At 61.1% G+C, this 23,243-nt stretch carries 24 protein-coding genes; 19 read left to right on the forward strand and 5 right to left on the reverse strand.

The features are described 5' to 3' along the window. Positions 1–157: 157 nt before the first annotated feature. Both ACGHP5_RS01755 and ACGHP5_RS01760 read right to left on the reverse strand, forming a co-directional pair. Positions 158–1,516 carry a hypothetical protein gene (locus ACGHP5_RS01755; RefSeq protein ID WP_337772007.1) on the reverse strand — a complete coding sequence of 453 codons (1,359 nt, stop codon included), beginning with the start codon at positions 1,514–1,516 and terminating at the stop codon, positions 158–160. A 74-nt stretch (positions 1,517–1,590) separates the two neighbouring features. Next, on the reverse strand, positions 1,591–2,139 hold the full coding sequence (locus ACGHP5_RS01760) for an RNA polymerase sigma factor (protein WP_290531752.1): 549 nt from the start codon (positions 2,137–2,139) through the stop codon (positions 1,591–1,593). A 135-nt stretch (positions 2,140–2,274) separates the two neighbouring features. Here ACGHP5_RS01760 and ACGHP5_RS01765 point away from each other — a divergent pair, with 135 nt between their 5' ends. The 4 genes from ACGHP5_RS01765 to ACGHP5_RS01780 all read left to right on the forward strand — a co-directional run bounded on the left by ACGHP5_RS01765 (position 2,275) and on the right by ACGHP5_RS01780 (position 5,992). Further along, the gene (locus tag ACGHP5_RS01765) at positions 2,275–2,985 is read left to right on the forward strand and encodes a NigD-like C-terminal domain-containing protein (RefSeq protein ID WP_295901606.1); all 711 of its coding nucleotides are present in this window, start codon (positions 2,275–2,277) and stop codon (positions 2,983–2,985) included. A 218-nt stretch (positions 2,986–3,203) separates the two neighbouring features. Further along, positions 3,204–4,211, forward strand: coding sequence for a Holliday junction branch migration DNA helicase RuvB (gene ruvB / locus ACGHP5_RS01770; RefSeq protein WP_295901603.1), 1,008 nt, complete (start codon positions 3,204–3,206; stop codon positions 4,209–4,211). A gap of 69 nt (positions 4,212–4,280) precedes the next feature. Then, positions 4,281–4,643 carry a hypothetical protein gene (locus ACGHP5_RS01775; protein WP_337658278.1) on the forward strand — a complete coding sequence of 121 codons (363 nt, stop codon included), beginning with the start codon at positions 4,281–4,283 and terminating at the stop codon, positions 4,641–4,643. A gap of 68 nt (positions 4,644–4,711) precedes the next feature. After that, entirely contained in the window at positions 4,712–5,992 is a 1,281-nt protein-coding gene (locus tag ACGHP5_RS01780; RefSeq protein WP_295901597.1) for a malic enzyme-like NAD(P)-binding protein, read from the forward strand. Between the two features lie 80 nt (positions 5,993–6,072). On the opposite strand, the gene aroB is transcribed toward ACGHP5_RS01780, so the two are convergent. Continuing rightward, on the reverse strand, positions 6,073–7,086 hold the full coding sequence (aroB, locus tag ACGHP5_RS01785; protein WP_337658220.1) for a 3-dehydroquinate synthase: 1,014 nt from the start codon (positions 7,084–7,086) through the stop codon (positions 6,073–6,075). An 80-nt stretch (positions 7,087–7,166) separates the two neighbouring features. On the opposite strand from aroB, the gene typA reads away from it, so the two are divergent. From typA to ACGHP5_RS01810, 5 genes are all read left to right on the forward strand, one after another. Then, positions 7,167–8,969: a translational GTPase TypA gene (gene typA, locus ACGHP5_RS01790; protein ID WP_290531758.1), complete on the forward strand. Its 1,803-nt coding sequence runs from the start codon at positions 7,167–7,169 to the stop codon at positions 8,967–8,969. 2 nt (positions 8,970–8,971) lie between these two features. Continuing rightward, positions 8,972–9,286, forward strand: a complete 315-nt coding sequence (locus ACGHP5_RS01795) for a hypothetical protein (protein WP_295901591.1) — start codon at positions 8,972–8,974, stop codon at positions 9,284–9,286. A 197-nt stretch (positions 9,287–9,483) separates the two neighbouring features. Continuing rightward, entirely contained in the window at positions 9,484–9,735 is a 252-nt protein-coding gene (locus tag ACGHP5_RS01800) for a hypothetical protein (protein ID WP_390567901.1), read from the forward strand. Continuing rightward, entirely contained in the window at positions 9,729–10,775 is a 1,047-nt protein-coding gene (locus tag ACGHP5_RS01805) for a hypothetical protein (RefSeq protein ID WP_337756918.1), read from the forward strand. Before ACGHP5_RS01800 ends, ACGHP5_RS01805 begins: the two co-directional genes overlap by 7 nt. A gap of 133 nt (positions 10,776–10,908) precedes the next feature. After that, positions 10,909–11,541, forward strand: a complete 633-nt coding sequence (locus tag ACGHP5_RS01810; protein WP_390567902.1) for a DUF4377 domain-containing protein — start codon at positions 10,909–10,911, stop codon at positions 11,539–11,541. Positions 11,542–11,550: 9 nt separating this feature from the next. Here ACGHP5_RS01810 and ACGHP5_RS01815 read toward each other — a convergent pair whose 3' ends face one another. Then, positions 11,551–11,916 carry a YbaN family protein gene (locus ACGHP5_RS01815; protein ID WP_290531763.1) on the reverse strand — a complete coding sequence of 122 codons (366 nt, stop codon included), beginning with the start codon at positions 11,914–11,916 and terminating at the stop codon, positions 11,551–11,553. Between the two features lie 95 nt (positions 11,917–12,011). Here ACGHP5_RS01815 and ACGHP5_RS01820 point away from each other — a divergent pair, with 95 nt between their 5' ends. Both ACGHP5_RS01820 and ACGHP5_RS01825 read left to right on the forward strand, forming a co-directional pair. Continuing rightward, positions 12,012–12,455, forward strand: a complete 444-nt coding sequence (locus ACGHP5_RS01820) for an RpiB/LacA/LacB family sugar-phosphate isomerase (RefSeq protein ID WP_290531764.1) — start codon at positions 12,012–12,014, stop codon at positions 12,453–12,455. Between the two features lie 28 nt (positions 12,456–12,483). Beyond that, complete coding sequence (locus ACGHP5_RS01825; RefSeq protein WP_390567903.1) at positions 12,484–13,446, forward strand: DUF3667 domain-containing protein; 963 nt, start codon at positions 12,484–12,486, stop codon at positions 13,444–13,446. 34 nt (positions 13,447–13,480) lie between these two features. On the opposite strand, the gene ispE is transcribed toward ACGHP5_RS01825, so the two are convergent. Beyond that, a complete protein-coding gene (ispE, locus tag ACGHP5_RS01830) occupies positions 13,481–14,293 on the reverse strand; it encodes a 4-(cytidine 5'-diphospho)-2-C-methyl-D-erythritol kinase (protein ID WP_390567904.1) in 813 nt (270 codons plus the stop codon). A gap of 36 nt (positions 14,294–14,329) precedes the next feature. Here ispE and ACGHP5_RS01835 point away from each other — a divergent pair, with 36 nt between their 5' ends. The 8 genes from ACGHP5_RS01835 (at position 14,330) to ACGHP5_RS01870 (ending at position 23,198) form a co-directional block, all read left to right on the forward strand. Beyond that, positions 14,330–15,295: a GSCFA domain-containing protein gene (locus tag ACGHP5_RS01835; RefSeq protein WP_390567905.1), complete on the forward strand. Its 966-nt coding sequence runs from the start codon at positions 14,330–14,332 to the stop codon at positions 15,293–15,295. A gap of 24 nt (positions 15,296–15,319) precedes the next feature. After that, a complete protein-coding gene (locus tag ACGHP5_RS01840) occupies positions 15,320–16,885 on the forward strand; it encodes an alkaline phosphatase family protein (protein WP_390567906.1) in 1,566 nt (521 codons plus the stop codon). A 27-nt stretch (positions 16,886–16,912) separates the two neighbouring features. Beyond that, entirely contained in the window at positions 16,913–17,329 is a 417-nt protein-coding gene (locus tag ACGHP5_RS01845) for a SufE family protein (RefSeq protein WP_278433543.1), read from the forward strand. 31 nt (positions 17,330–17,360) lie between these two features. Next, entirely contained in the window at positions 17,361–17,681 is a 321-nt protein-coding gene (locus ACGHP5_RS01850; RefSeq protein ID WP_390567907.1) for a metal-sulfur cluster assembly factor, read from the forward strand. Between the two features lies 1 nt (position 17,682). Next, positions 17,683–18,633 carry a DUF2851 family protein gene (locus ACGHP5_RS01855; RefSeq protein WP_278433548.1) on the forward strand — a complete coding sequence of 317 codons (951 nt, stop codon included), beginning with the start codon at positions 17,683–17,685 and terminating at the stop codon, positions 18,631–18,633. Positions 18,634–18,699: 66 nt separating this feature from the next. Then, on the forward strand, positions 18,700–21,993 hold the full coding sequence (gene secA / locus ACGHP5_RS01860) for a preprotein translocase subunit SecA (RefSeq protein ID WP_390567908.1): 3,294 nt from the start codon (positions 18,700–18,702) through the stop codon (positions 21,991–21,993). A gap of 45 nt (positions 21,994–22,038) precedes the next feature. After that, positions 22,039–22,467 carry a dCMP deaminase family protein gene (locus ACGHP5_RS01865; protein ID WP_337657778.1) on the forward strand — a complete coding sequence of 143 codons (429 nt, stop codon included), beginning with the start codon at positions 22,039–22,041 and terminating at the stop codon, positions 22,465–22,467. Beyond that, positions 22,464–23,198: an SDR family NAD(P)-dependent oxidoreductase gene (locus tag ACGHP5_RS01870; protein ID WP_337756910.1), complete on the forward strand. Its 735-nt coding sequence runs from the start codon at positions 22,464–22,466 to the stop codon at positions 23,196–23,198. Before ACGHP5_RS01865 ends, ACGHP5_RS01870 begins: the two co-directional genes overlap by 4 nt. Positions 23,199–23,243 lie beyond the last annotated feature (45 nt).

Genomic DNA, 23,243 nt, shown 5'->3' on the forward strand with positions numbered 1-23,243 from the left:
AAATAGTAACAAATTTCGATCATACAACAAAAAATAGCACTTTTGATCGCTTGAATACCACTTTTGGGCGCACCTATTTATAATAGGACAAAAGGAATCCGCACGTCCGGTGCGAACTCCTCCTATACAATAAATGTGCGATTTATAAAATCAGACTTTAAAAAGAGAGGCGCACGCCCAGTCTCAGGGTTAGCGTCAGGGGTGAATCCGTACGCGACGTACGCAATCCGGTTTCTGTGAAGTAATACGATCCTTCGGGTTCGAAATAGAGTCCCACCATACCGCCGACACGGTACTGTGCTCCCACGGCGGCAAGCGCCGACCACTGCACGCCGGGTTCGTCGACGGTCTTGGAGCCGAGTTTGGCCGAGACGCATTTCTCGACCATGCCCCCCGCACCCATATATAACGAGAAGCGGCCGCGTTCGAGGAACTGCCAGTTGAACCGGAGGGGAACCCCTATGAAATGGAGCTTTTGGCTCACGTCGTCCGAAGAGTACTGCATCCTTACGTCCGAACGCAGCAGGGTGTAGTTCACGCCGCTCTCCAACGACAGCCCGTGCGCGAACTCCTTGCGTACGGCGATGCCGAAACTCAACGGCTGGTGGTGGCGGAACGAACTCTCGCCGTATTCATTGCTGCGCAGGGGCGCCAGGTTGTTGCCGTTGCCGACCACCGACGAAGCGTCGTTCGCTATCGAATTGTAACGCAGCCGGGGAGCCAGCCCTTCGCCGTTTCCGCCTGCCACGCCGCCGCCGGCGAAAAGCGAGAACGACGCCTTCTTATGCGGTTTGGTGTAGGCCACGAACGGCTCGCCGGAGAGTGCCGTACGGCTGGCCGAACCTGCCGCCGACCGCGTCGCGGGCTGCCGGGCAGCCTGTTGCGGCGCCTTTCCGCCGGAGGCCGCCTCCGCGGTCTCTCCGGAGACCGTCCTTGCCCTTTCGCCGGAAGCCGCCTTTGCTGTTTCTCCGGCCACCGCCTTCGCTGTCTGTCCGGAACCTTCCGCCGCCTCTCCGGCCCGGACCGCAGGCTCACCGTCCGCCCGGACATTTTCCAGGGCCGCCTTCCGCGCAGACTGCCCTGCGGCCGCAGCGAGAAGTGTCCGCCGCCCCGCGGAGGATACGTCCCCGGCGGCCTGCACCCGAGGCAGTCCCACCGCCTTTGCAAGGGCGTCCCGCACGGTTTCCGGCTCCGCGGGCTGCGGTATGGCAACCGCGGCTGCCCCGTCTTCCGCCACCGATGCGATAACAGTCCCATCATTCTCCAACGCCTTGTCCGGCCGAAGCAGGAATTCACCCGCAACGACACAGATCAGCACGGCAGCGGCTGCGGCGGCAATCCGCGGCCAGTAGATCCGCCATACGGACCCGCGGGGTTTAGCCTCGGGAGCCACCGCCCCCGGAACCGCACCGCCCAACTCGCGTTGCAGACGCTCCCATCCCCCCGCCGGAGGCGGGAGTTCGGCGTCGCGAAGCGCGTTCCGCATGGCATCGATCCAATCCTTGTCTTGTTTCATAATCCTATGTGAGTCCGGCAGCACCGGATGATTCACCTTTATTAATTATCCCGGAGCCACACACTGCCAAATTTCTAATGCGTCTCCAAATAAGCCCTGACCCTGCGGGCCAGCATGGCCCGGGCGCGGAACAACTGCGAAGAGGAGCTTTTCTCGTTGATTCCCAGCATCCGGGCGATGTCGCGGTGGGAATACTCCTCGATGCAGTAGAGGTTGAATACCGCCCGGTAACCCTCGGGCAGCTCACCGATGAACCGCATCAGCACGTCGCGCGGAACGCGGGCCATCTCCGACACGTCCGGCTCCGCCACCTCCGCTGCGGCCTTTCCCTCGTCGAGCGTCACGCTTCCCAGCTTGCTGCGGCTGCGGATCCACTCCAGCGCCACGTTGACCGTGACCCGCTCGATCCAGGCGCGCAGCGAACCGGGTCCCCGGTAGGTGAAGCGGTCGAACGCCCCGTAGATCTTCAGGAAAGCGTCGTGGAGCAGGTCCTCGGCCGTCGCGCGGTCTCCGGCATAACGCATGCAAATCGATAACAGACGGCCTGCATAGCGGTCGTACAGCTCCTTGCGGGCCGTATCGTCCCCCTTCCTGCACCCTTCGGCCAGTATCTGTTCCTCCATTTGCATTACACACTACACTCTATAAATGCGGCGGAAGGCAAAAGACTGCATGGCGTGAAAAAAATTTATTTCACATGCAGTATTCCGCCCTGCCGGACGTTTTAAGAGCGAAAGGTAACATAAAATATGGATATTATGAAAAAATTCGGTTTATTCCTTATCGCAGCGACACTCGTCATGGCCTTTGTTTCATGCAATGACGACGACAGCAAACCACTCCGTACACTCATCACCACCGTCCGCACGCTCGACGGCGGAGACTACTATTTCCAACGCGACAACGGGGAGACGCTCTACCCCGGCAACAAGTCCCGCGTCCCGGGCTACAAGCCCGATCCCGACAAAACACAGCGGGTCATCATCTTGTTCACATTGGAGAACGGCATTGCCAATTACGATTACAACATCGACCTTTACGCCGTCGAGAACATCTACACCGGCACTTCGGAGGTCGTGACCGACGCAGCGCGGCTCGAAGAGCTGGGCAGCGCCAAAACGGGCTTCCAGAGCAACACGTTCAACCTCACGAAAGAGTGGCTGACCTTCTATGCGCTCTATCCCGTATCGGACAATTCGAAACACACGTTCACGGTGATCGTCAACGAGGTGAAAGACGGGGACGAAGGTGCCGAACAGGCCGAAGCGGCCGATGCGGATTACCTGCAACTGGAGTTGCGCCACAACCCCGGGGGCGACACGCAGGGCTATACCGACGGCTACTACGTTTCGTTCGACCTCACGCCGCTCGCCGAGTTGCTCGAAGGCAAGAAAGGCGTCGTCCTGCATATCGAAACCTACGAAAACGGTTCCCAGGAGATCGAACTCGACCTGCCGCAGGAGAAGTAGCCACTCCCTCACGGCAGCTGTTCCGGTCCGCCACTCTGCGGGCCGGATTTTTTTCGCCCTGCCGCGACATGCCCCCGGGCGAAGCGGAACCGCCGCTCCCGGACCATGCGCCGGATCGCCGCTTCGACACACGAACCGTTCCGCCCCGGCCCGCCTCCCGGCACATTGTTTTTTCGCCCGAAGGGCGCGGATTTGCCGAAAATCGCTATCTTTGCATCATGTCAATCGTACGCAACACGGAGAGCGATCTCGAATTCGAAAACAAAATCCGTCCGCAGGAGCTGGAAACCTTCTCCGGGCAGGACAAGATCGTCGATAACCTCCATATCTTCATCAAGGCGGCGCTCATGCGCGGCGACTCGCTCGACCACGTCCTGCTGCACGGCCCCCCGGGACTGGGCAAGACGACGCTGGCGAACATCATCGCCAACGAAATGGGGGCGCAATTGCGCGTCACGTCGGGTCCCGTGCTCGACAAGCCGGGCGACCTGGCGGGCCTGCTGACCAACCTCAACCCGGGCGACGTGCTTTTCATCGACGAGATCCACCGCCTCAGCCCGATCGTCGAGGAGTACCTCTACTCGGCGATGGAGGACTATAAAATCGACATCGTGCTGGACAAAGGCCCCTCGGCCCGTTCGATCCAGATCGAGCTGGCTCCCTTCACGTTGATCGGCGCCACAACGCGCAGCGGCCTGCTGACCTCGCCCCTCAGGGCACGCTTCGGCATCCAGTGCCACCTCGAATACTACGACGCTCCGGTGCTCGCTGGCATCGTACGGCGTTCGGCGCGCATCCTCGACGTCTCGATCGACGACGACGCGGCCCACGAAGTGGCCCTGCGCTCGCGCGGCACGCCGCGCATCGCCAACGCCCTGCTGCGCCGCGTGCGCGACTTCGCGATGGTCAAGGGCGAAGGGCACATCGACCTCGAAATCACCCGCATCGCCCTCAAGGCGCTGAACATCGACTCGCGCGGCCTGGACCAGATGGACAACAAGATCCTCGGAACGATCATCGAGAAATTCAACGGCGGTCCCGTGGGTCTGAACACCGTGGCCACGGCCGTGGGCGAAGAAGCCGGGACGATCGAAGAGGTCTACGAGCCGTTCCTGATCAAGGAGGGTTTTCTCAAACGCACGCCCCGCGGCCGCGAAGCGACGCCGCTGGCCTACGAACACCTCGGATTCACCCGTCCGCGCGACGGGGAGGCCTCGCTCTTCTGAACGCAGGGAGACTGCCAGCGCGCCTGGAATACCCCGCCCGCCACGCAGTTCATCGCCGGCGCACACTGTGTGAAATCGTTCGCCTCGTTCAAAAGCGAAGGCAAAGACTGCCGGGCCCGCGGCGATTGCATCGGTCCGGAGGCAGGCGGCAGCCTGACGGTGAACGAACGGCTGATCGTGCCGCTCGTGACCGGATTCGGCTGCCTGCATTATACGGACAATTACGACAAACTCTCCATCGGCGACTTCGGCGTGCATCTCGACATCGGCCGCGAATCCCGCACTCCTACCGCGTCGGCGTCAGTTACACGTTCTACGCCGGTTCCTACCGACTCCCGAGCGTCAAAAGCTCCACCCGCACCCGGTCGAGCGCCGACGGCGGACTGCGGCTTTATTTCTAAAAAAATTTCCGAAAATTCTAAAATTTGTTAAGATCGGAGCAATTTTTGTGTTATATTTGCCGTTACAGGTTAACAGGTTACTAACGGAAAATGAGAGAGATGAACACAAAAACGCAACTCGACGACGCGGCGCTGCGCTACCACAGCGAAGGTCGTCCCGGAAAAATCGGGATCGTACCGACCAAACCCTATCACACGCAATACGATCTGTCGCTGGCCTACTCGCCCGGCGTGGCGGCCCCGTCGCTGGCCATCGCCGAAGAGCCGGACGACGTTTACAAGTACACGGGCAAGGGCAACCTCGTAGCCGTGATCTCGAACGGCACGGCCGTGCTCGGACTGGGCAACATCGGTCCGCTGGCGGCCAAGCCCGTCATGGAGGGCAAGAGCATGCTTTTCAAGACCTATGCGGGCATCGACGCCTTCGACATCGAGGTCGACACGACCGATCCCGAGGAGTTCATCCGCACGGTGAAAGCCATCGCGCCCACCTTCGGGGGCATCAATCTCGAAGACATCAAGGCTCCGGAGTGCTTCGAGATCGAGAGCCGCCTGCGCGAGGAACTGGACATCCCCCTGATGCACGACGACCAGCACGGCACGGCGATCATCTCCTCGGCGGCACTTCTGAACGGCGCGAAAATCGCCGGCAAGGAGCTGGACAAAATGCGCGTCGTGGTCAACGGCGCGGGAGCCGCCGCCATCGCCTGCGCGCGCCTGTTCGTGGAACTCGGCATCCGCCGCGAAAACGTGGTGCTTTGCGACAGTCATGGAGCCGTCACGGTCTACCGCGAGGACATCAACCCGATGAAGCGTGAATTCGCCACCACGCGGCGCATCACGACGCTGGCCGAGGCGCTGCACGGCGCCGACGTGTTCCTGGGCGTCTCGAAGGCCGACACGCTGACGCCCGAGATGCTGCGCACGATGTCCGGCAATCCGATCGTCATGGCCCTCGCCAACCCCGATCCCGAAATCGCCTACGACACGGCGATCGTCTCGCGTCCCGACATCATCTTCGCCACGGGCCGCTCGGACTACCCCAACCAGGTCAACAACGTACTGGGCTTCCCCTATATCTTCCGGGGTGCGCTCGACGTGCGGGCCACGAAGATCAACGAGGAGATGAAACTCGCCGCGGCGCACGCGCTGGCCGAACTGACGCGCCAACCGGTTCCGGCCATGGTCCTGCGCGCCTACGGGGTCGAGAAGCTCGAATTCGGGCGCACCTACCTGATTCCCAAACCGCTCGATCCGCGCCTGCTGTGCACCGTCGCCCCCGCCGTTGCGAGGGCCGCCGTCGAATCGGGCGTCGCCAAAAAGCCCATCACGGACTGGGAGGCCTACGCGGAGAGCCTCCGGAAACGCTATCAGGAATAAAAAAATCCGGTCGGTTCGACCGGATTTTTATTGTATTGACCGCCGCTTCGGCCCTTTTTGCCGGAAGCGCCGAGCCGTCTCTAAAACAACGCCGCGAAGGCCTCCATCTTCATCGGCCGCACCTCGCAGTCGCCGATGCCCACCGGCAGGACGATCCGCAGCATGCCGTCTTCGTTTTTCTTGTCCTTGCCGACCTCTTTCAGCAGGCGCTTCACCTCCACGGGCGGCGTCAGGTCGAAGCCCAGCGCCGTCAGCACATGCACGATCCGGTCGCAGTCGGCCTGGGCCAGCACACCCAGCTTCACGGCCGCCCCGGCGATCAGCGCCGTTCCCACCGCCACGGCTTCGCCGTGGTTCATGCGGTTCGAACATTTCTCGATGGCATGCGCCAGCGTGTGCCCGAGGTTCAGTTTGCGGCGGTCGCCCGACTCGCGTTCGTCGCGCTCGACGATGTCGGCCTTGACGCGGATCGCCGCCGAAACGGCATCCGACAGCAGGTCGGTGTCCGTTCGCAGCGCCCCGAATGTCGTCCGCTCGATGCGTCCGAACAGGTCGGCATCGGCGATGATCGCCGCCTTGACCACTTCGGCCAGTCCGGCCCGGAACTCCCGCTCGGGAAGCGTGCGCAGCAGCGCGGGGTCGCAGATGACGAACTGCGGCTGGGTGAAGGTTCCGGCCATGTTCTTGTAGCCGTCGACGTTCACGCCGTTCTTGCCGCCCACCGAAGCGTCCACCTGCCCCAGCAGCGTCGTCGAGACGAATCCGAATTTCACACCGCGCATGTAGGTCGATGCGGCGAATCCCGCCACATCGGTAACGATACCGCCTCCGACCGCCAGCACGAAAGTCGAGCGGTCCACGCCCAGCTCGATGAAACGGCGGTAGATCATCTCGACGGTCTGCATCGTCTTGATGCTCTCGCCCAGGCCGATCAGCACGGTGTCGTACTGCGCCAGCACCGAATGGTACAGCCGGTCGATCGTGGAGTCGGAGACCACCACCACGCGCCCCTCGGGGAGCGCTCCGGGGAGAATGTCGGCCACCGGACCTATGAAAATTTCGCTCTGCTGGCGAACGTTGAAGGCAGGTTTCATTATTTAACTTTTTAAGAAACGAGCAAATTTAGTATAATTTCCCGAGAATTTGTTACCTTTGCACCACAAAATATACTTTTATGCGAAAACTGCGCAATATTGCGATTATTGCCCACGTCGACCACGGCAAGACGACACTCGTCGACAAAATGATCCTGGCGGGACACATCCTCCGCGACAACGCCAAGCCGGCCGGCGAACTCATACTGGACAACAACGACCTGGAACGCGAACGCGGCATCACGATCCTCTCGAAAAACGTTTCGGTCATCTACAAGGACTACAAAATCAACATCATCGACACCCCGGGCCACGCCGACTTCGGCGGCGAGGTCGAGCGTGTGCTGAACATGTGCGACGGCGTGCTGCTGCTGGTCGACGCCTTCGAGGGCACGATGCCGCAGACGCGTTTCGTGCTTCAGAAAGCCCTGGCGCTAGGCAAGAAGCCCATCGTCGTAATCAACAAGGTCGACAAGCCCAACTGCCGTCCCGAGGTGGTCAACGAGCAGGTTTTCGACCTGATGTTTTCCCTGGACGCCACCGAGGAGCAGCTCGACTACAAGACCATCTACGGCTCGGCCAAGCAGGGCTGGATGTCGCACAAGTGGAACGAACCGACCGACTCGATCGTTCCGCTGCTCGACGCCATCATCGACGAGATTCCCGAGCCGAAGATCGTCGAGGGTACGCCCCAGATGCTCATCACGTCGCTCGAATATTCGGCCTACACGGGCCGTATCGCCGTGGGCAAGGTCACGCGCGGTTCGCTCAAGGCGGGCCAGATGGTTACGCTCGCCAAGCGCGACGGGGTGACGATGCAGAAAACCCGGATCAAGGAGCTGATGATCTTCGAGGGCCTCGGCAAGAAGAAGGTCGAGGAGGTTCCCTGCGGGGAGATCTGCGCCATCATGGGCATCGACGGCTTCGAAATCGGCGATACGGTCTGCGACTACGAGAATCCCGAACCGCTGCCCCCCATCGCCATCGACGAGCCTACGATGTCGATGCTCTTCACGATCAACAACTCGCCGTTCTTCGGCAAGGACGGCAAATACGTCACCTCGCGCCACATCAAGGAGCGTCTCGACCGCGAGCTGGAGAAGAACCTCGCCCTGCGCGTGACGCCCGGTCCTTCGGCCGACTCGTTCAACGTCTTCGGGCGCGGCGTACTGCACCTCTCGGTGCTGATCGAGACCATGCGCCGCGAAGGCTACGAGCTGCAGGTGGGCCAGCCCCACGTCATCGTCAAGGAGATCGGCGGCAAGAAGTGCGAGCCGATCGAGGAGATGACCGTCGACTGCCCCGAGGAGTATTCGGGCACGGTGATCGACCTCACGACGCGCCGCAAGGGCACGCTGACGAACATGTCCTCCGACGGCGAGCGCACGCGCCTGGAATTCGACATCCCCTCGCGCGGCATCATCGGCCTGCGGTCTAACATGCTGACGGCCACGGCCGGCGAGGCGATCATGACCCACCGCCTCAAGGGCTTCGAACCGTGGGTCGGCGAGATCGAGATGCGCACCAACGGCTCGATCATCTCGGGCGAGACCGGCACGGCCTATGCCTACTCGATCGACAAGCTGCAGGACCGCGGCCGCTTCTTCATCAGCCCGATGGAGCAGGTCTACGCCGGGCAGGTCATCGGCGAGCACACGCGCCAGAACGACATCACGGTCAACGTCACCAAGGCCAAGCAGCTCACGAACATGCGCGCTTCGGGGTCGGACGACAAGACGTCGATCGCACCCCCGAAGGTCTTCACGCTCGAAGAGGCGCTCGAATACATCCAGGGCGACGAGTATGTCGAGGTTACGCCGCACTCGATGCGCCTGCGCAAAATCCTGCTCGACGAGAACGACCGCAAGCGCGCGGCGAAATAGCGATGGACCGCTTTACCCTTTCACTTGCCGTGGGCGCCGCTGCCGGGGCGCTGGTAGCGATTCCGATGATCGCCCAGAAAGCGTCGTTCCGAAGTTGCAGTGCGGCATTCTGCACCTACCTGTTCGCCGCAGTCATCACCTTTTACAGCGACCTGCCCTACCTCCCCTGGTGGGCCGACGGCATGGGCGTCGCGCTGATGACCGCCATTCCTGCGGCCACCGTCGGTTCGGGCAAGGAGAGCCGCCCCGTGCCGACGCTTCTGAACGCCCTCCTGGTAGGTTTTCTGATCAGCGTCGCGGAACGTTACCTGGCCTGAACGAAATTCCCGGGGCTGAAAGCCAAGGCAAAGACATCCACAAAAACGGGCTAAAAGCCCGTTTTTTTTATCCAGAACGAGCCATATCAATATTCGCGCAACAGCAATATTATTTAAAATCATAAATAAAAAATCGCACAATACAGATTATTGTTCTATATTAGGACTCAAATAACCAACCTAAACACCTCTCTCCTATGAAAAAACTCTTTATCGGGTCAGCTATCTCCGCTTTATTCCTGACAAGCGGATTCATTCTTTACCAATCTCAACACAGCAACTCCTTATCTGATTTAATCGAGGCCAACGTCGAAGCGCTATCCCGCGAAGAAAGTCCCTGTGATAATTTCAATGGCCATCGAAGGATACTGAACGGAAATGAGCGTATATACGATTGTTGCCATGCCGAAAAAACCGGCAGAGGCAGAGAAGACTGCAAACGATGGTAAGCAGGTTTCCCAAACCGGGAATCATTGCGTGGCTGCTCCTGCTGTCGACGTTGACAGGTTGTACTAAAAAAAGTGGAACCGGAATCGTTTTCCGCGAGAAGGCAGATCTTCCGCCCGTCGTCTGCAAGGCCGATTCGATCACCCTGCCGTTCCTATTCTATTCCGAACGTTGGTTTCTCTCGCAGGGAGATCTTTATGTGCTCAACAGCCGGGCAGCACCTTTTCTAACCGTATACTCCCTCCCGGAACGAAGGGTGCGGGTACAATGGGGAAATATAGGACGCGGACCGCATGAGGTTCCGATCCCTTCGCTCGGCGAGATGCGCGACAAGAACCGTGTAGCCATCTATTCGAACAGCCTGAACCAAATAGAACTATTCGAACTGCGTGCGGACAGTTTGGCCTATCTGTCGACCTTTCATTTCCCGATCTGGATAAAAAGGCAGCGCAGTCTACCCAAACCTTATACCCGTCTCGTGCAGTATAACGACACACTATTCGTCGGGACAAGTTTTTTGCCACGTCAAATCGCCGTGGAACTGCTCGATATACAGAACGAGCAGATTATCGATGTCGTCGATTTTCAACTGCAACCAACCGAAGGCGGCTACTCCGCCCCCTTCGAATGCAAGGCCGCACTCGGTGCGGACCGGATGGTGGTGGCATACCGTTACATAAACCGCATTGAATTATACGACCTCTCACCTGAAGGATTTCGTCTGACGCACGTACTGGGAAGCGGTGCCACCCAAGAAGAGCTATACGCCCAAGAACGCGACAATGAAATGTATTTCTACTATTCGGACGTCGTCTGCGGCCAACGATGCGTCTATGCGCTTTGGCAAGGAGTTCCGACCGGCGATCTCGGGAAAAAGGCGTCCTGCATCGAAATTATTGATATCGAAAACGGCGAAACACGCTGCATCCTGTCGTCCGACCGCTACCTGACCGACATTGTTGTCGACGAAAAAAACGGAGTTATCTACGGACACGATCCGCTGAACGAGGACTGCCTGTACGTATACCGAATCCCCGTATAGTTCCGCTTCGGCAACCCCGCTGCGCAGAACGTTACCTGGCCTGAACGAAAAAACGGACTCCGGTCCGTTTTTTTCGTATAGTCGGTGCAGTATCAGGCCATTGCCGCCGTTTAAAGAGAAACCTCCGGCTCCTATGAAAAAACTCCTTACCTTACTGCTTCTGCCGCTTCTCTTCGGCGGCTGTGAATTGGGCGACGAAGACGAATCGCACACCGAAATCTGGACCGTGGCCTCCGAAAAGGGCGTCGCAGGTATCGCGATGGACTTCGGCCACACTCCGGCCTATATCGTAAAAAAAGGTTCCGCCGCCGCTTGGGAAATATTCTCGGGCAGCGTCGTGGGCTTCATCTTCGAAAAAGGATACGAATCGACGATCCGCGTCCGCATCGACGCGATCGCCGATCCTCCGGCCGACGGCCCCGGACGCCGCTACACGATGGAACAGCTGATCTCGCGCACGCAGATGCAGTCGGCCGTCGACCCGCTGCAATTCAGCCCGGAGTTCGACGTCACCATCGCCTCCCGGCGCGCCGACAGTCCGGCGACGAGCGGTTATTGGTTCAAGGACATGCGCTATCCCGATCCGCGTTGGGAGCCGTTCCCGTGGGAGATCGAAGGCTTCGGCTTTAAGCCCGGCTTCGAAGCCCGCATCCGGATACGGCCCGTCGCCGAATACGACGATACAAAGAGCGACTACGAGGTAAAATACTACCAGACGGAGCTGATTTCCAGCGAGGAAAAGGCCTCCGAAGATATACCGGAATAACCTTGCGAATCACTTCCGCAGGGTTGCGAACGAAAGGATGTGCCACGTGACCCCGACGGCCACGGCCAGCAGGCCGGCCTGCGCCCACCGCCATCCGGCGAGCGGCCCGAAGATGCAGTAAAGCATCGTGCCCCACATCAGGGCGATGGAAACGACCTTGGCGCGCATGGGTATGGCGCGGTTTTCGCGGAAGTTGCGTATATACTCGCCGAAACAGCGGTGTGCCAGCAGCCACTCGTAGAGCCGCGGCGAGGAGCGGACCCAGAGGGCTGCGGCCAGCAGCAGGAACGGCGTCGTGGGCAGGAGCGGCACGAAGATACCGACGACACCCAGCGCAAGCGCCGCGCAGCCCAGTATGGCGAGAAAAATTTTCACGGTGCAAAAATAACACAAATTCGGAGCCGCACCGCACTGCCAAACCGCAATTTTCACTACCTTTGTTGTACGGAACACTATAAAACCGAAATACGATGAAAAAAATAGGTATCGCCAGCGACCACGCCGGCTACGAAATGAAAGAATTCCTGGTGGGCTACCTCAGCGCCATGGGCTACGAGGTGCTCGATTTCGGCGCACACTCGCCCGAGAGCGTCGACTACGCCGACTTCGCCCATCCGCTGGCCGAGGCGATCGAAAACGGCGAACTGGAACGCGGCGTCGCACTCTGCGGCTCGGGCGAAGGGATGACCATGACGCTCAACAAGCACCAGGGCATCCGCGCCGGTCTGAGCTGGGAACCGGAGATCGCCTCGCTGATCCGCCGCCACAACGACGCGAACATCATCGTCTTCCCGGCGCGCTTCATCACCAACGACGAAGCCGTCAAGATGCTCGACGCCTATTTTGCCGCCGAGTTCGAGGGCGGACGCCATATCGCGCGCATCGCCAAGATGCCTGTGGCGGGCTGCAAATAGAGCCGCCCGCACAAAGAACCTCCGCCGAATGCCCAAACACCAGCTCTGCCGCAACTGCGGCCATACGGTCGACAGCAACTATTGTCCGGTCTGCGGACAACGCACCTCGACACGCCGCCTGGGATGGGCATCGCTCGCGGAGAGCGTCACCTCGACCTTCATCGGCGACGAAGCCTACGGACTGCGGGGCATCGACATGCGCAAGGGAGCCGCGACGACCTGGCTTTCGATCCTGTTCCGGCCCCACCGGGTGATCCCGGAGTTCATCGCCGGCCGCCGCCGCAAGTACTTCAACCCGGTCGCCATCCTGTTGCTGCTGTCGACCTTTTACGCCGTGGTTTTCCTGCTCGTGGGCAAAGAATACACGCCGCTGGCCTCCGACGGCCAGCCGATGTTCCGGTGGCTCGTGAGCACCTACATCGACTACGCCACGCTCCACCCCGCGGGCTACCTGCTGCTGATGCTGCCGTTTTTCGCGCTGGCCATGAAGACGGTCTTCCGCCGGAAAGCCGACCTGCGCTATGTCGAATACCTCTACGTCGGGATTTTCCTCGCGATCTTCGAAATCACGCTGATGATCGCGGCCCTGCCGGCCGAACTGCTCCTTCCGTGGTACAGCAGTTTCTACATGATGACGCTGCCGCTGTTCCTTTACACGGCGTTCGTTTTCCGGAATATCTTCGGGCTGAAAAAGAAGCGGTCGGCCCTGCTGCGCACACTGCTGACCGACCTGCTCCAATACGTTTACATGTTCCTGATCACGCTGGCGGTCGCGTCGTGCGCCGTCGGCTGTTACTACTTCATCGCACCCGAGCAGTTCAAAAAGGAGTTCTCCTTCGACCGGGGCGCCCGCGCCGGACAGCCGGACGACGCGGAAACGACCGCCTTTCAGGACATTATCGACGGCATCGTCGACGTCTTCAACGAGGAGGACGAAGCGGACGGGACGGAAACGGCACGGCAGCCCGCGGATTCGCTCCCAGCGAAATGAGAGGAACCGCCGCCGGAAACTCCGGAACGACGGTTTACAATCCGAATACGAAAGGCGAAAGGCTGCGCAGCCTTTCGCCTTTTTCATGCCCCTCGAACAGCCCGAAAACCGCCGAGCCGCTGCCCGACATCGAGGCGTAAACGGCCCCTTCGGCCAGCAGACGCTCTTTGGCGTCACGGATGGCCGGATGCGCGGCAAAGATATGCTCTTCGAAATCGTTGGTCACCAGCCCCTGCCACTCGGTGACGGGCCGCCCGAGACGCTCCGCGAGCGGCACCTCCGGAATCCGCGGCCGCACCCCGGCATAGGCCTCGCGGGTCGAAACCCCCTCTCCGGGCTTGACAATGACGAGCGTCATCCCTTTCAGGTTCAGCGCAAAAGGCTCCATCACCTCACCTCTTCCTTTACATAGCTGCGGCGTGTTGCGCACGAAAAACGCCGTGTCGCTGCCCAGCTCTGCGGCCCGCGCGATCAGTTCCGCTTCGGACAGCCCCAGCGCAAACAACTCGTTGACAGCCAACAACACCGCCGTACCGTCGGCCGATCCCCCGCCCAGCCCCGCGCCGAACGGCACGCGCTTGTCGAGACGGATCGCCACCCCGTCCACGCCGTAATGCCGCTGCATCAGCCGGAAGGCCCGCAGACAGATATTCTCCTCGGGAGGGCAGTCCACGGCCAGCCCGTCGGTGCGGAACGCCGCGCCGGGCGCAGCGGTGCGCACCACCTCCACCTCGTCGTAAAGACCCGCAACGGGAAACATGACGGTTTCCAGATCGTGAAACCCGTCCGCACGGCGGCGCAGGATGTCGAGACCCAGATTTATTTTGCAGTTCGCTTTCAGAATCATGGAACAAAGGTAAGAAATTTTGTACATTTGTACGCCATGAAATTCCGCACCGAAATCGAAACAGCGCCCCTCGGGGTGCAGATCGGCTACGAAAACCGGGTACTCGCGCTCGGGTCGTGCTTCGCCGCGCACATCGCCCGAAAACTCGCCGGCGCCAAATTCCGCGTCACGGAAAACCCCTCGGGCATTCTGTTCAACCCGCTCTCGATCGCCGCGGCGATCCGCAGTTACGCCGACCCGGCGCCCGTGACGCGCGGAGAACTGGGCTTCGACGGCGAAGTGTGGTACCATTTCGGGTTCCACGGCGACTTCTCGGCCCCGACGGCCGAGGAGGCCCTCGGGCGGATGAACGCCGCACGGCAGGCCGGGGCCGACGCGCTCCGCACGGCCGACCGCGTCGTCCTCACCTTCGGCACGGCATGGGTCTACGAGCATGCGGGCGAGGCGGTCGCCAACTGCCACCGCCGGCCCGCCGCGGAATTTGCCAGAAGGCGGCTTTCGGTGGAGGAGATCGCGGAGACATTCGCGGAACTGATCGAAGGGCCGCTCGCCGGAAAGCAAATCATCCTGACGGTCAGCCCGGTACGGCACATCGGCGACTCCCTGGCGGGCAACGCCGTGAGCAAGGCGACGCTGCGGCTGGCCGCCGAGCAGCTGACCGAAAGGTTTAAGTGCACGGCGTATTTCCCTGCGTACGAAATACTTACCGACGATCTGCGCGACTACCGCTTCTACGCCGACGACCTGGTGCACCCCGCGCCGCAGGCCGTGGACTACGTCTGGGAGAAATTCGCCCCGGCAGTCCTGACGGACGAGGCCCTGCGCCTGCTTCCGGAGGCCGAAGCCATCGTCGCGGCGGCGGCCCACCGCCCCCGCAACCCGCAGGGCGAAGCGCACCGCGCCTTCTGCCGCCGCTGTCTGGAACGTATCGCCGCACTTCCGGAGATGGATTTTCAATCGGAAACGGCCCATTTCCGCCAATGTCTCGAAATAAATTCGTAAATTTGCGGCCAACTCACGACACAGATGACAAAAAAATTCTTCCTATACGCCATAGCCGCTCTCGCGGCGCTCCAGAGCGTCGCGGCACAGCCCCGGCTGATCGTGCAGATCGTCGTCGGCTCGATGCGCGGCGAGGACCTCGACCGCTACGCCGCAAACTTCGGCGAAGGCGGCTTCCGCCGCCTCACGGAGAGCGGCACGGTCTATGCCGACAGCCGCTACGACTATTTGCAGACCACCACGCCCGTCTCGCTGGCCACGCTCACCACGGGAGCCATGCCCTCGACCCACGGCGTGATCGGCTCGCGCTGGGTGGACTACACCACCAACCGGACCGTCGAGCTGACCGCAGGCCGCAAAGGCCCCGGCGCCTACCACCTGATCGCCCCGACGCTCGCGGAGACGCTGTTGCAGCACGCCCCGGGCAGCCGCGCCGTCACGATCGCCCCGGAGGCCGTTTCGGCCGTGGTGATGGCCGGGCACGGCGGGGAGGTGTTCTGGCTCGACTCGGCGCGCTGCGACTGGGTGACCTCGCCCTACTATGCCGCCGAAGTGCCCGAATGGATCGCCCGCAGCAACCGCGAACGCTACAACCTTTCATACATCGCCAATGAATGGCGTACGCTCCACGAACGCGGCCGCTACCTCAACACCCGCAACTACGACATCGCGCTGGCCGGAAAGAGCAGGAAGGAGCAGGATCAGAACGGCGTGGGACGCCTCCGCCTGCGGAGCGATTTCGAACGCATGCTCTACACCCCGGCGGGCAACACGGCCGTACTGGGACTGGCCAAGCAGGCCATCGCGCAATACCGCCTCGGGGACGACAAGATTCCCGACCTGCTGAACGTCTGCCTCGACTCGCCGCGCCGCATCAGCGAGGCCTACGGACCCGAATCGGTCGAGGTCGAGGACATGTACTACCGCCTGGACCGCGACCTGGCCGACTTCCTGACCTTCGTATTCGCACAGGTCAAGGACGGCAGCGTGACGGTGGTGCTCACCTCCGACCACGGAACCAGCCCTGCGTTCGACGCCGGGGCGGCGGAGGCCGACCGCTTCAACCCGCGGCAGTTCGAAGTGATCGTCAACGGATTCCTGAACGTCCGCTACGGCGTGGGCGACTGGGTGGTGGATTACAGCGACAAGTGCCTGTGGCTCAACCACAACCTGATCTACGAACGGGGATTGAATCTCGCCGAGGTGCAGAACGAGGTGGCCATCTTCGCCATGCAGTTCAGCGGCATCTCCCACGCGCTGGCCGCCACGGCCATGCGCACGAGCTATTTCGGCAGCGGCTATGCGCGCCGGATGCAGAACAGTTTCTATCCCCGCCGTTCGGGCGACGTGATCCTGAACCTGATGCCCGGCTGGATCGAGGAGCAGGAGCGCTGCTGGTCGATGTCGGGGTCGATGTACGGCTACGACACCGAAGTGCCGCTGGTCTTCTACGGCAAGGGCGCAGGCATGCAGCGGGTCAACCGCCGCGTGGACATGACGTCGGTGGCCCCGACGCTGGCGCGCCTGGCGGGCATCCGCGAACCGGCGGCATCGGAGGGCGGGGTGCTGGAAGAAATAGTTGAGAATTGAAACTTGAGAGTTGAAAGTTAAAATACCATGGACAAGATACAAGACGAGATCATCGAAGAGTTCTCCGTATTCGACGACTGGCTCGACAAATACGACTACCTGATCGGCCTGAGCGAGACGCTCCCCCCGATCGCTCCGGAACACCGCACCGAACAGTACCTGATCGAGGGCTGCCAGTCGCGGGTGTGGGTGGATGCGAAACTGGAGGAGGGCCGGGTGTACTACGCGGCCGACAGCGACGCCATAATAACCAAGGGCATTATCGCGTTATTGATCCGCGTACTGAACGGGCGCACGCCGCAGGAGATTCTCGACACGCAGCTCTACTTCATCGACGCCATCGGGCTTTCGGCCAACCTCTCGCCCACGCGGGCCAACGGGCTGGCGGCGATGGTCAAGCAGATGCGGCTCTACGCGCTGGCGTTTCAGGCCAAGGCCGATTAAAGATTGAAAAACAAAAATTAAAATTTAGGGTATGACACCTGAAGAGATACTTCAAGTCGAGAAGGACATCGTCGCGACCCTCAAGAACATATACGACCCGGAAATCCCGGTCAACATCTACGACCTGGGGCTGATCTACGAAATCGACTACACGCCCGACGGCGTGGCGACGATCCGCATGACGCTCACGGCCCCCAACTGCCCGATGGCCGACATGCTCGTCGAGGACGTAAACATACAGGTCGGCAAGGTCAAGGGCGTGAAATCGGTGAACGTCATCCTCACGTTCGACCCCGTGTGGAACAAGAGCATGATGTCCGAAGAGGCCCTGCTGGAACTCAACCTGTTCTGATATGACGGAGGCGGAGGCACGGACGATCGAGCGGCTGCGGGCCGGAGCCGGGACTTACGCCTGCGGCGGCTATCTGGCCGCACTCGACGGACTGCAACGCACCGAAATCGGCACGGCGCTGATCTTCGACCGCCTGCAACGGAAAATGCGCACGGTCGAGGCCCTGCACGGCGAAGCCGACGGAAACTGGAACCAGACTTTCTACCTGCTCTATTTCCGCACGCTGGGCGACCGTCAGAATCAGGAAGCCTTCCTGCGGCTGGCCCGGAAGGTCCCCTACAAAACCGTGCTGCGCGAACGGCTGGCTCCGCATGCCGTCGAAGCGATGCTTTTCGGCGCCTCGGGGCTTCTGGAACTCTACCGCAGCGACGCCTACACGCTCGATCTGCGGCGCAGTTTCGAGTACCTCGCGGCCAAATACGGGATCGAGGCGATGGACGCCTCGGAGTGGACGCTCACGGAGATTCGTCCGGCCAACCACCCCGTGCTGCGGCTGGCGCAGGCCGCGGAGTTCTTCGCACAGGACGAGTTCGTCATGGAACGCGCCATGGCATGCCGCACGGAAGAAGACGTCCGGCGGCTTTTCTGCATCGAAGCGCCCTCCTACTGGCGCACGCACCACGTCCCCGGCGCCGAGAGCGACGAAAGCCCCAAACGCATCGGGGCGTTCAAGGCCAACATCATCGGAATCAACCTCGTCGCCGTCCTTCAGTTCGCCTACGGAAGCTACACAGCCAGCGAGCGTTTGCGCGACAGCGCCCTGACACTCCTCGAACGCCTGCCGGCCGAAGACAACCGCTACATGCGCGCATGGCAGTCCGCCGGCGTGCGGCCGCACAACGCCTTCGAATCGCAGGCCCTGCTGCAACTGGCCACCGAATACTGCGCCGCGCGCCGCTGCGCGGAATGTCCCGTCGGGCGGCGGATCGCAAAAAGCCTCCCCGAAGATTGACAAATCGCAAAAAATAAGTATCTTTGTAAGATTTAGAATCCGAACCGAGAAAACAATAAACGCATTATGGATATAGTTGCAAGTATAATCAAAGCCCTCTTCGGCTCGAAAGCCGACAAGGACCGCAAGCAGATCGAGCCTTATCTGGAGAAGATCAAGGCCGTCTACCCCTCGATCGAGAAACTCACCAACGACGAGCTGCGCGCGCACAGCGAAGCGCTGAAAAAGCAGATCGCCGACTTCATCGCCGCGGACGAGGCCCGCATCGTCGAGCTGAAAGCCATACTCGAAAAGCCCGAAACGCAGCTCGAAGAGAAGGAGAAAATTTCGAAGGAGATCGACGAAACGACCAAGCGCATCGACGAGAAAATCGAGGAGGTGCTCGACAAGATCCTTCCCGAGGCATTCGCCATTATGAAGGACACGGCGCGCCGTTTCGCACAGAACGAGACGGTCGTGGTGACGGCAAACGACTTCGACCGCAACCTGGCGGCGACGAAGGATTTCGTTACCATCGAGGGCGACAAGGCCGTTTACGCGACACACTGGCTCGCCGGCGGCAACGACACGAAATGGGACATGATCCACTACGACGTACAGCTGTTCGGCGGCGTGGTGCTCCACCAGGGCAAGATCGCCGAGATGGCGACGGGCGAGGGCAAGACCCTCGTGGCGACGCTCCCCGTATTCCTCAACGCGCTGGCCAAGAAGGGTGTGCACATGGTGACGGTGAACAATTACCTGGCCAAGCGCGACTCCGAGTGGATGGGGCCGATGTACCAGTTCCACGGCCTGTCGGTGGCCTGCATCGACGACACGCAGCCCAACTCCGACGCCCGCCGCGAGGCCTACATGGCCGACATCACGTTCGGTACCAACAACGAATACGGCTTCGACTACCTGCGCGACAACATGGCTTCGTCGCCCAAGGACCTCGTGCAGCGCAAGCACCATTTCGCCATCGTCGACGAGGTCGACTCCGTGCTGATCGACGACGCCCGAACGCCGCTCATCATCTCGGGACCCGTACCCAAGGGCGACGACCAGATGTTCGAGCAGTACCGCCCGGCCATCGAAAGCCTCTACAACCTGCAAAAGAACCTTGTGACGGCCCTGCTGGCCGAGGCGCGCCAGCTGATCTCGGAGGGCAAGAACGACGAGGGCGGCGTGAAGCTCTACCGCGCCCACAAGGGTCTGCCGAAGTACAAACCGCTGATCAAATACCTCTCGGAACAGGGCGTCAAGGCGCTGATGCAGAAGACCGAGAACACCTACATGCAGGACAACAACCGCCGCATGCCCGAGATCACCGACGACCTCTACTTCGTCATCGACGAGAAACTCAACTCGGTGGAACTCACGGACAAGGGCCATGAGGCGCTGTCGAAATACTTCAACGAAGACGGATTCTTCGTGATGCCCGACATCGGCGCCGAAGTCGCAGAACTGGAGAAAAGCAGCCTGACGCCCGAGGAGAAGGCGCAGAAACGCGACGAGGTGATCAACGACTACTCGATCAAGTCGGAGCGCGTGCACACGGTCATCCAGCTGCTGAAAGCCTTCGCCATGTTCGAAAAGGACATCGAGTATGTGGTGATGGACAACAAGGTGAAGATCGTCGACGAGCAGACGGGCCGTATCCTCGAAGGACGCCGCTACTCGGACGGACTCCACCAGGCCATCGAGGCCAAGGAGCACGTGAAGGTCGAGGCCGCGACGCAGACCTTCGCCACCATCACGTTGCAGAACTACTTCCGCATGTACCACAAGCTGGGCGGCATGACCGGTACGGCCGAGACGGAGGCATCGGAGTTCTGGAGCATCTACAAACTGGACGTCGTGGTGATCCCGACCAACCGCAAGGTGGTCCGCGACGACCGTCAGGACCTGATCTACAAAACCAAGCGCGAGAAATACAACGCCGTGATCGAGGAGATCGTCAAACTCGTCGAGGCGGGACGTCCGGTGCTGGTCGGCACCACGTCGGTCGAGATCTCGGAGCTGTTGAGCCGCATGCTCAAACTGCGCGGCATCAGGCACAACGTGCTGAACGCCAAGCAGCACGCGCTGGAGGCGCAGGTCGTGGCCGAGGCAGGACGCTCGGGACAGGTGACCATCGCGACCAACATGGCCGGCCGCGGTACCGACATCAAGCTGACGCCCGAGGTGAAGGCCGCGGGAGGTCTGGCGATCATCGGTACCGAGCGCCACGAGAGCCGCCGCGTCGACCGCCAGCTGCGCGGACGCGCCGGACGCCAGGGAGACCCCGGATCGTCGCAGTTCTTCGTATCGCTCGAAGACGACCTGATGCGTCTGTTCGGTTCGGGCCGTATCGCCTCGATGATGGACCGCATGGGTCTGAAGGAGGGCGAGGTGATTCAGGCCGGCATGATGACCAAGGCCATCGAGCGCGCCCAGAAGAAGGTCGAGGAGAACAACTTCGGCATCCGCAAGCGTCTGCTGGAGTACGACGACGTGATGAACTCGCAGCGCGAGGTGATCTACACCCGCCGCCGCCACGCACTCTACGGCGAGCGCATCGAGATCGACCTGAACAACATCATGTACGACTACGCCGACAACTTCGTGGAGGAGAACCGCGGCATCGAGTTCGAGGATTTCCGCATGGAACTGATCCGCGAGGTGGCCGTCGAACCGGAGATCAACGAGGCGGCCTACAAGGACGCGAAACCCGGCGAACTGGTCGAGGCGATCGTCAAGGCCCTCAAGGAGGCCTACGCACGCCGCGCAAAGGCCGTGGCCGACACGGTGCGTCCGGTGATGGAGCGCATCTACGAAGACCGCAAGGACCAGCTGGATTCGAATATTTACTTCCCGCTGACCGACGGACACCTGGGCTACAACGTGCCGGTCAACCTGCTGAAATGCCAGAGCACGGACGGCGCGGAGATTTACAAGGTATTCTCGAAAGTGGTGATGTTCACCACCATCGACGACGCCTGGCGCGAACACCTGCGCGAGATGGACGACCTGCGCCAGAGCGTGCAGAACGCCACCTACGAACAGAAAGACCCGCTGCTGATCTACAAGTTCGAGTCGTTCGGACTGTTCTCGAAAATGATCATCAAGGTCAACCGCGACGTGCTGGCCATCCTGAACAAGGCCTATATTCCCGTGCGCGACCAGAATGCCGAAGCGGTACAGCGCCAGCAGCAGGAGCGCGCCAAGGTCGACGTCAACAAGCTGCAGGCCTCGCGCATGCAGGCTGCGGCACAGGCCGGGCAGCAGGAACGGCAGAAACCCATGCCCCTGCACGCCGAGAAGAAGGCCGGACGCAACGACCCGTGTCCCTGCGGATCGGGCAAGAAGTACAAGAACTGTCACGGCAAAGGGCTTTAACCCTTTTCCGTGACAATTCCAATTCATAACCAAGAATTCAAAAGTATGGGTTACCAGGAGGAGAAACAGCGCCAGCTGGACATGCGTTACCTGCGCATGGCGAGTATCTGGGCCGAAAATTCATACTGCGTACGCCGCAAAGTCGGGGCGCTGATCGTCAAGGACAAGATGATCATTTCGGACGGCTACAACGGCACGCCGTCGGGCTTCGAAAACGTCTGCGAGGACGACGAGGGCCACACCAAGCCCTACGTGCTCCACGCCGAGGCCAACGCCATCACCAAGGTCGCCAAGTCGGCCAACAACTGCGACGGGTCGACGCTCTACATCACCGCCGCACCCTGCATCGAATGTTCGAAGTTGATCATCCAGGCCGGAATCCGGCGGGTGGTCTACTCGGACGATTACCGTTCGGAAGAGGGCCTGGACCTGCTGCGCCGCGTGGGCATCGAGTGCGTGCAGTATCCGTTATGAAACGGATCGTCATCGCAGGCGCCACGTCGGGCATCGGACTCGAAGTCGCCCGGCTCTGCATCCGCGCAGGATGGCGGGTCGGGGCGGCGGGACGCCGTCAGGAAGCCCTCGAAGCGCTCCGCGCCGAAGCCCCCGGGCAGGTCGAGACCCAAACCATCGACATCACCCGCAACGACGCTCCCGAACGCCTCGGACAGTTGATCGAACGGCTGGGCGGCATGGACATCTATTTCCACGCATCGGGGATCGGCAGCCGCAACACCGCGCTGCGGCCCGACATCGAACTGAACACCCTGCGCACCAACGGCGAAGGCTTCGTCAGGATGGTCACGGCCGCCTTCGGCTATTTCCGCAGCCACGGCGGCGGACGGATCGCCGTCATCAGCTCGATCGCCGGCACGAAGGGGCTCGGGTCGGCCCCGGCCTACTCGGCGACCAAACGGATGCAGAACACCTACATCGACGCACTGGCGCAACTCGCCCGAATGGAAGGTTACGGCATCCGCTTTACGGACATCCGCCCGGGATTCGTCGCAACGCCGCTGCTCTCCGGCGACGGCCGCTACCCGATGCTGATGCGCACGGAAAAGGTCGCGGCACGCATCATGCACGTACTGCGGCATCCCCGCCGCCGTGTGGTCATCGACCGCCGCTACGCCCTCATGGTCTTCTTCTGGAAACTGATTCCGGAATGGCTCTGGGAACGGCTGAAAATACGCAAGGACGATTAGACAAGGCCCCGCAGGAAGATTTCCGCGGGGTTTTGCTTCGCAGGG

Origin of the sequence: Alistipes sp. i18-0019-D1 (assembly GCF_042852885.1) — a bacterium.
GTDB lineage: Bacteria > Bacteroidota > Bacteroidia > Bacteroidales > Rikenellaceae > Alistipes.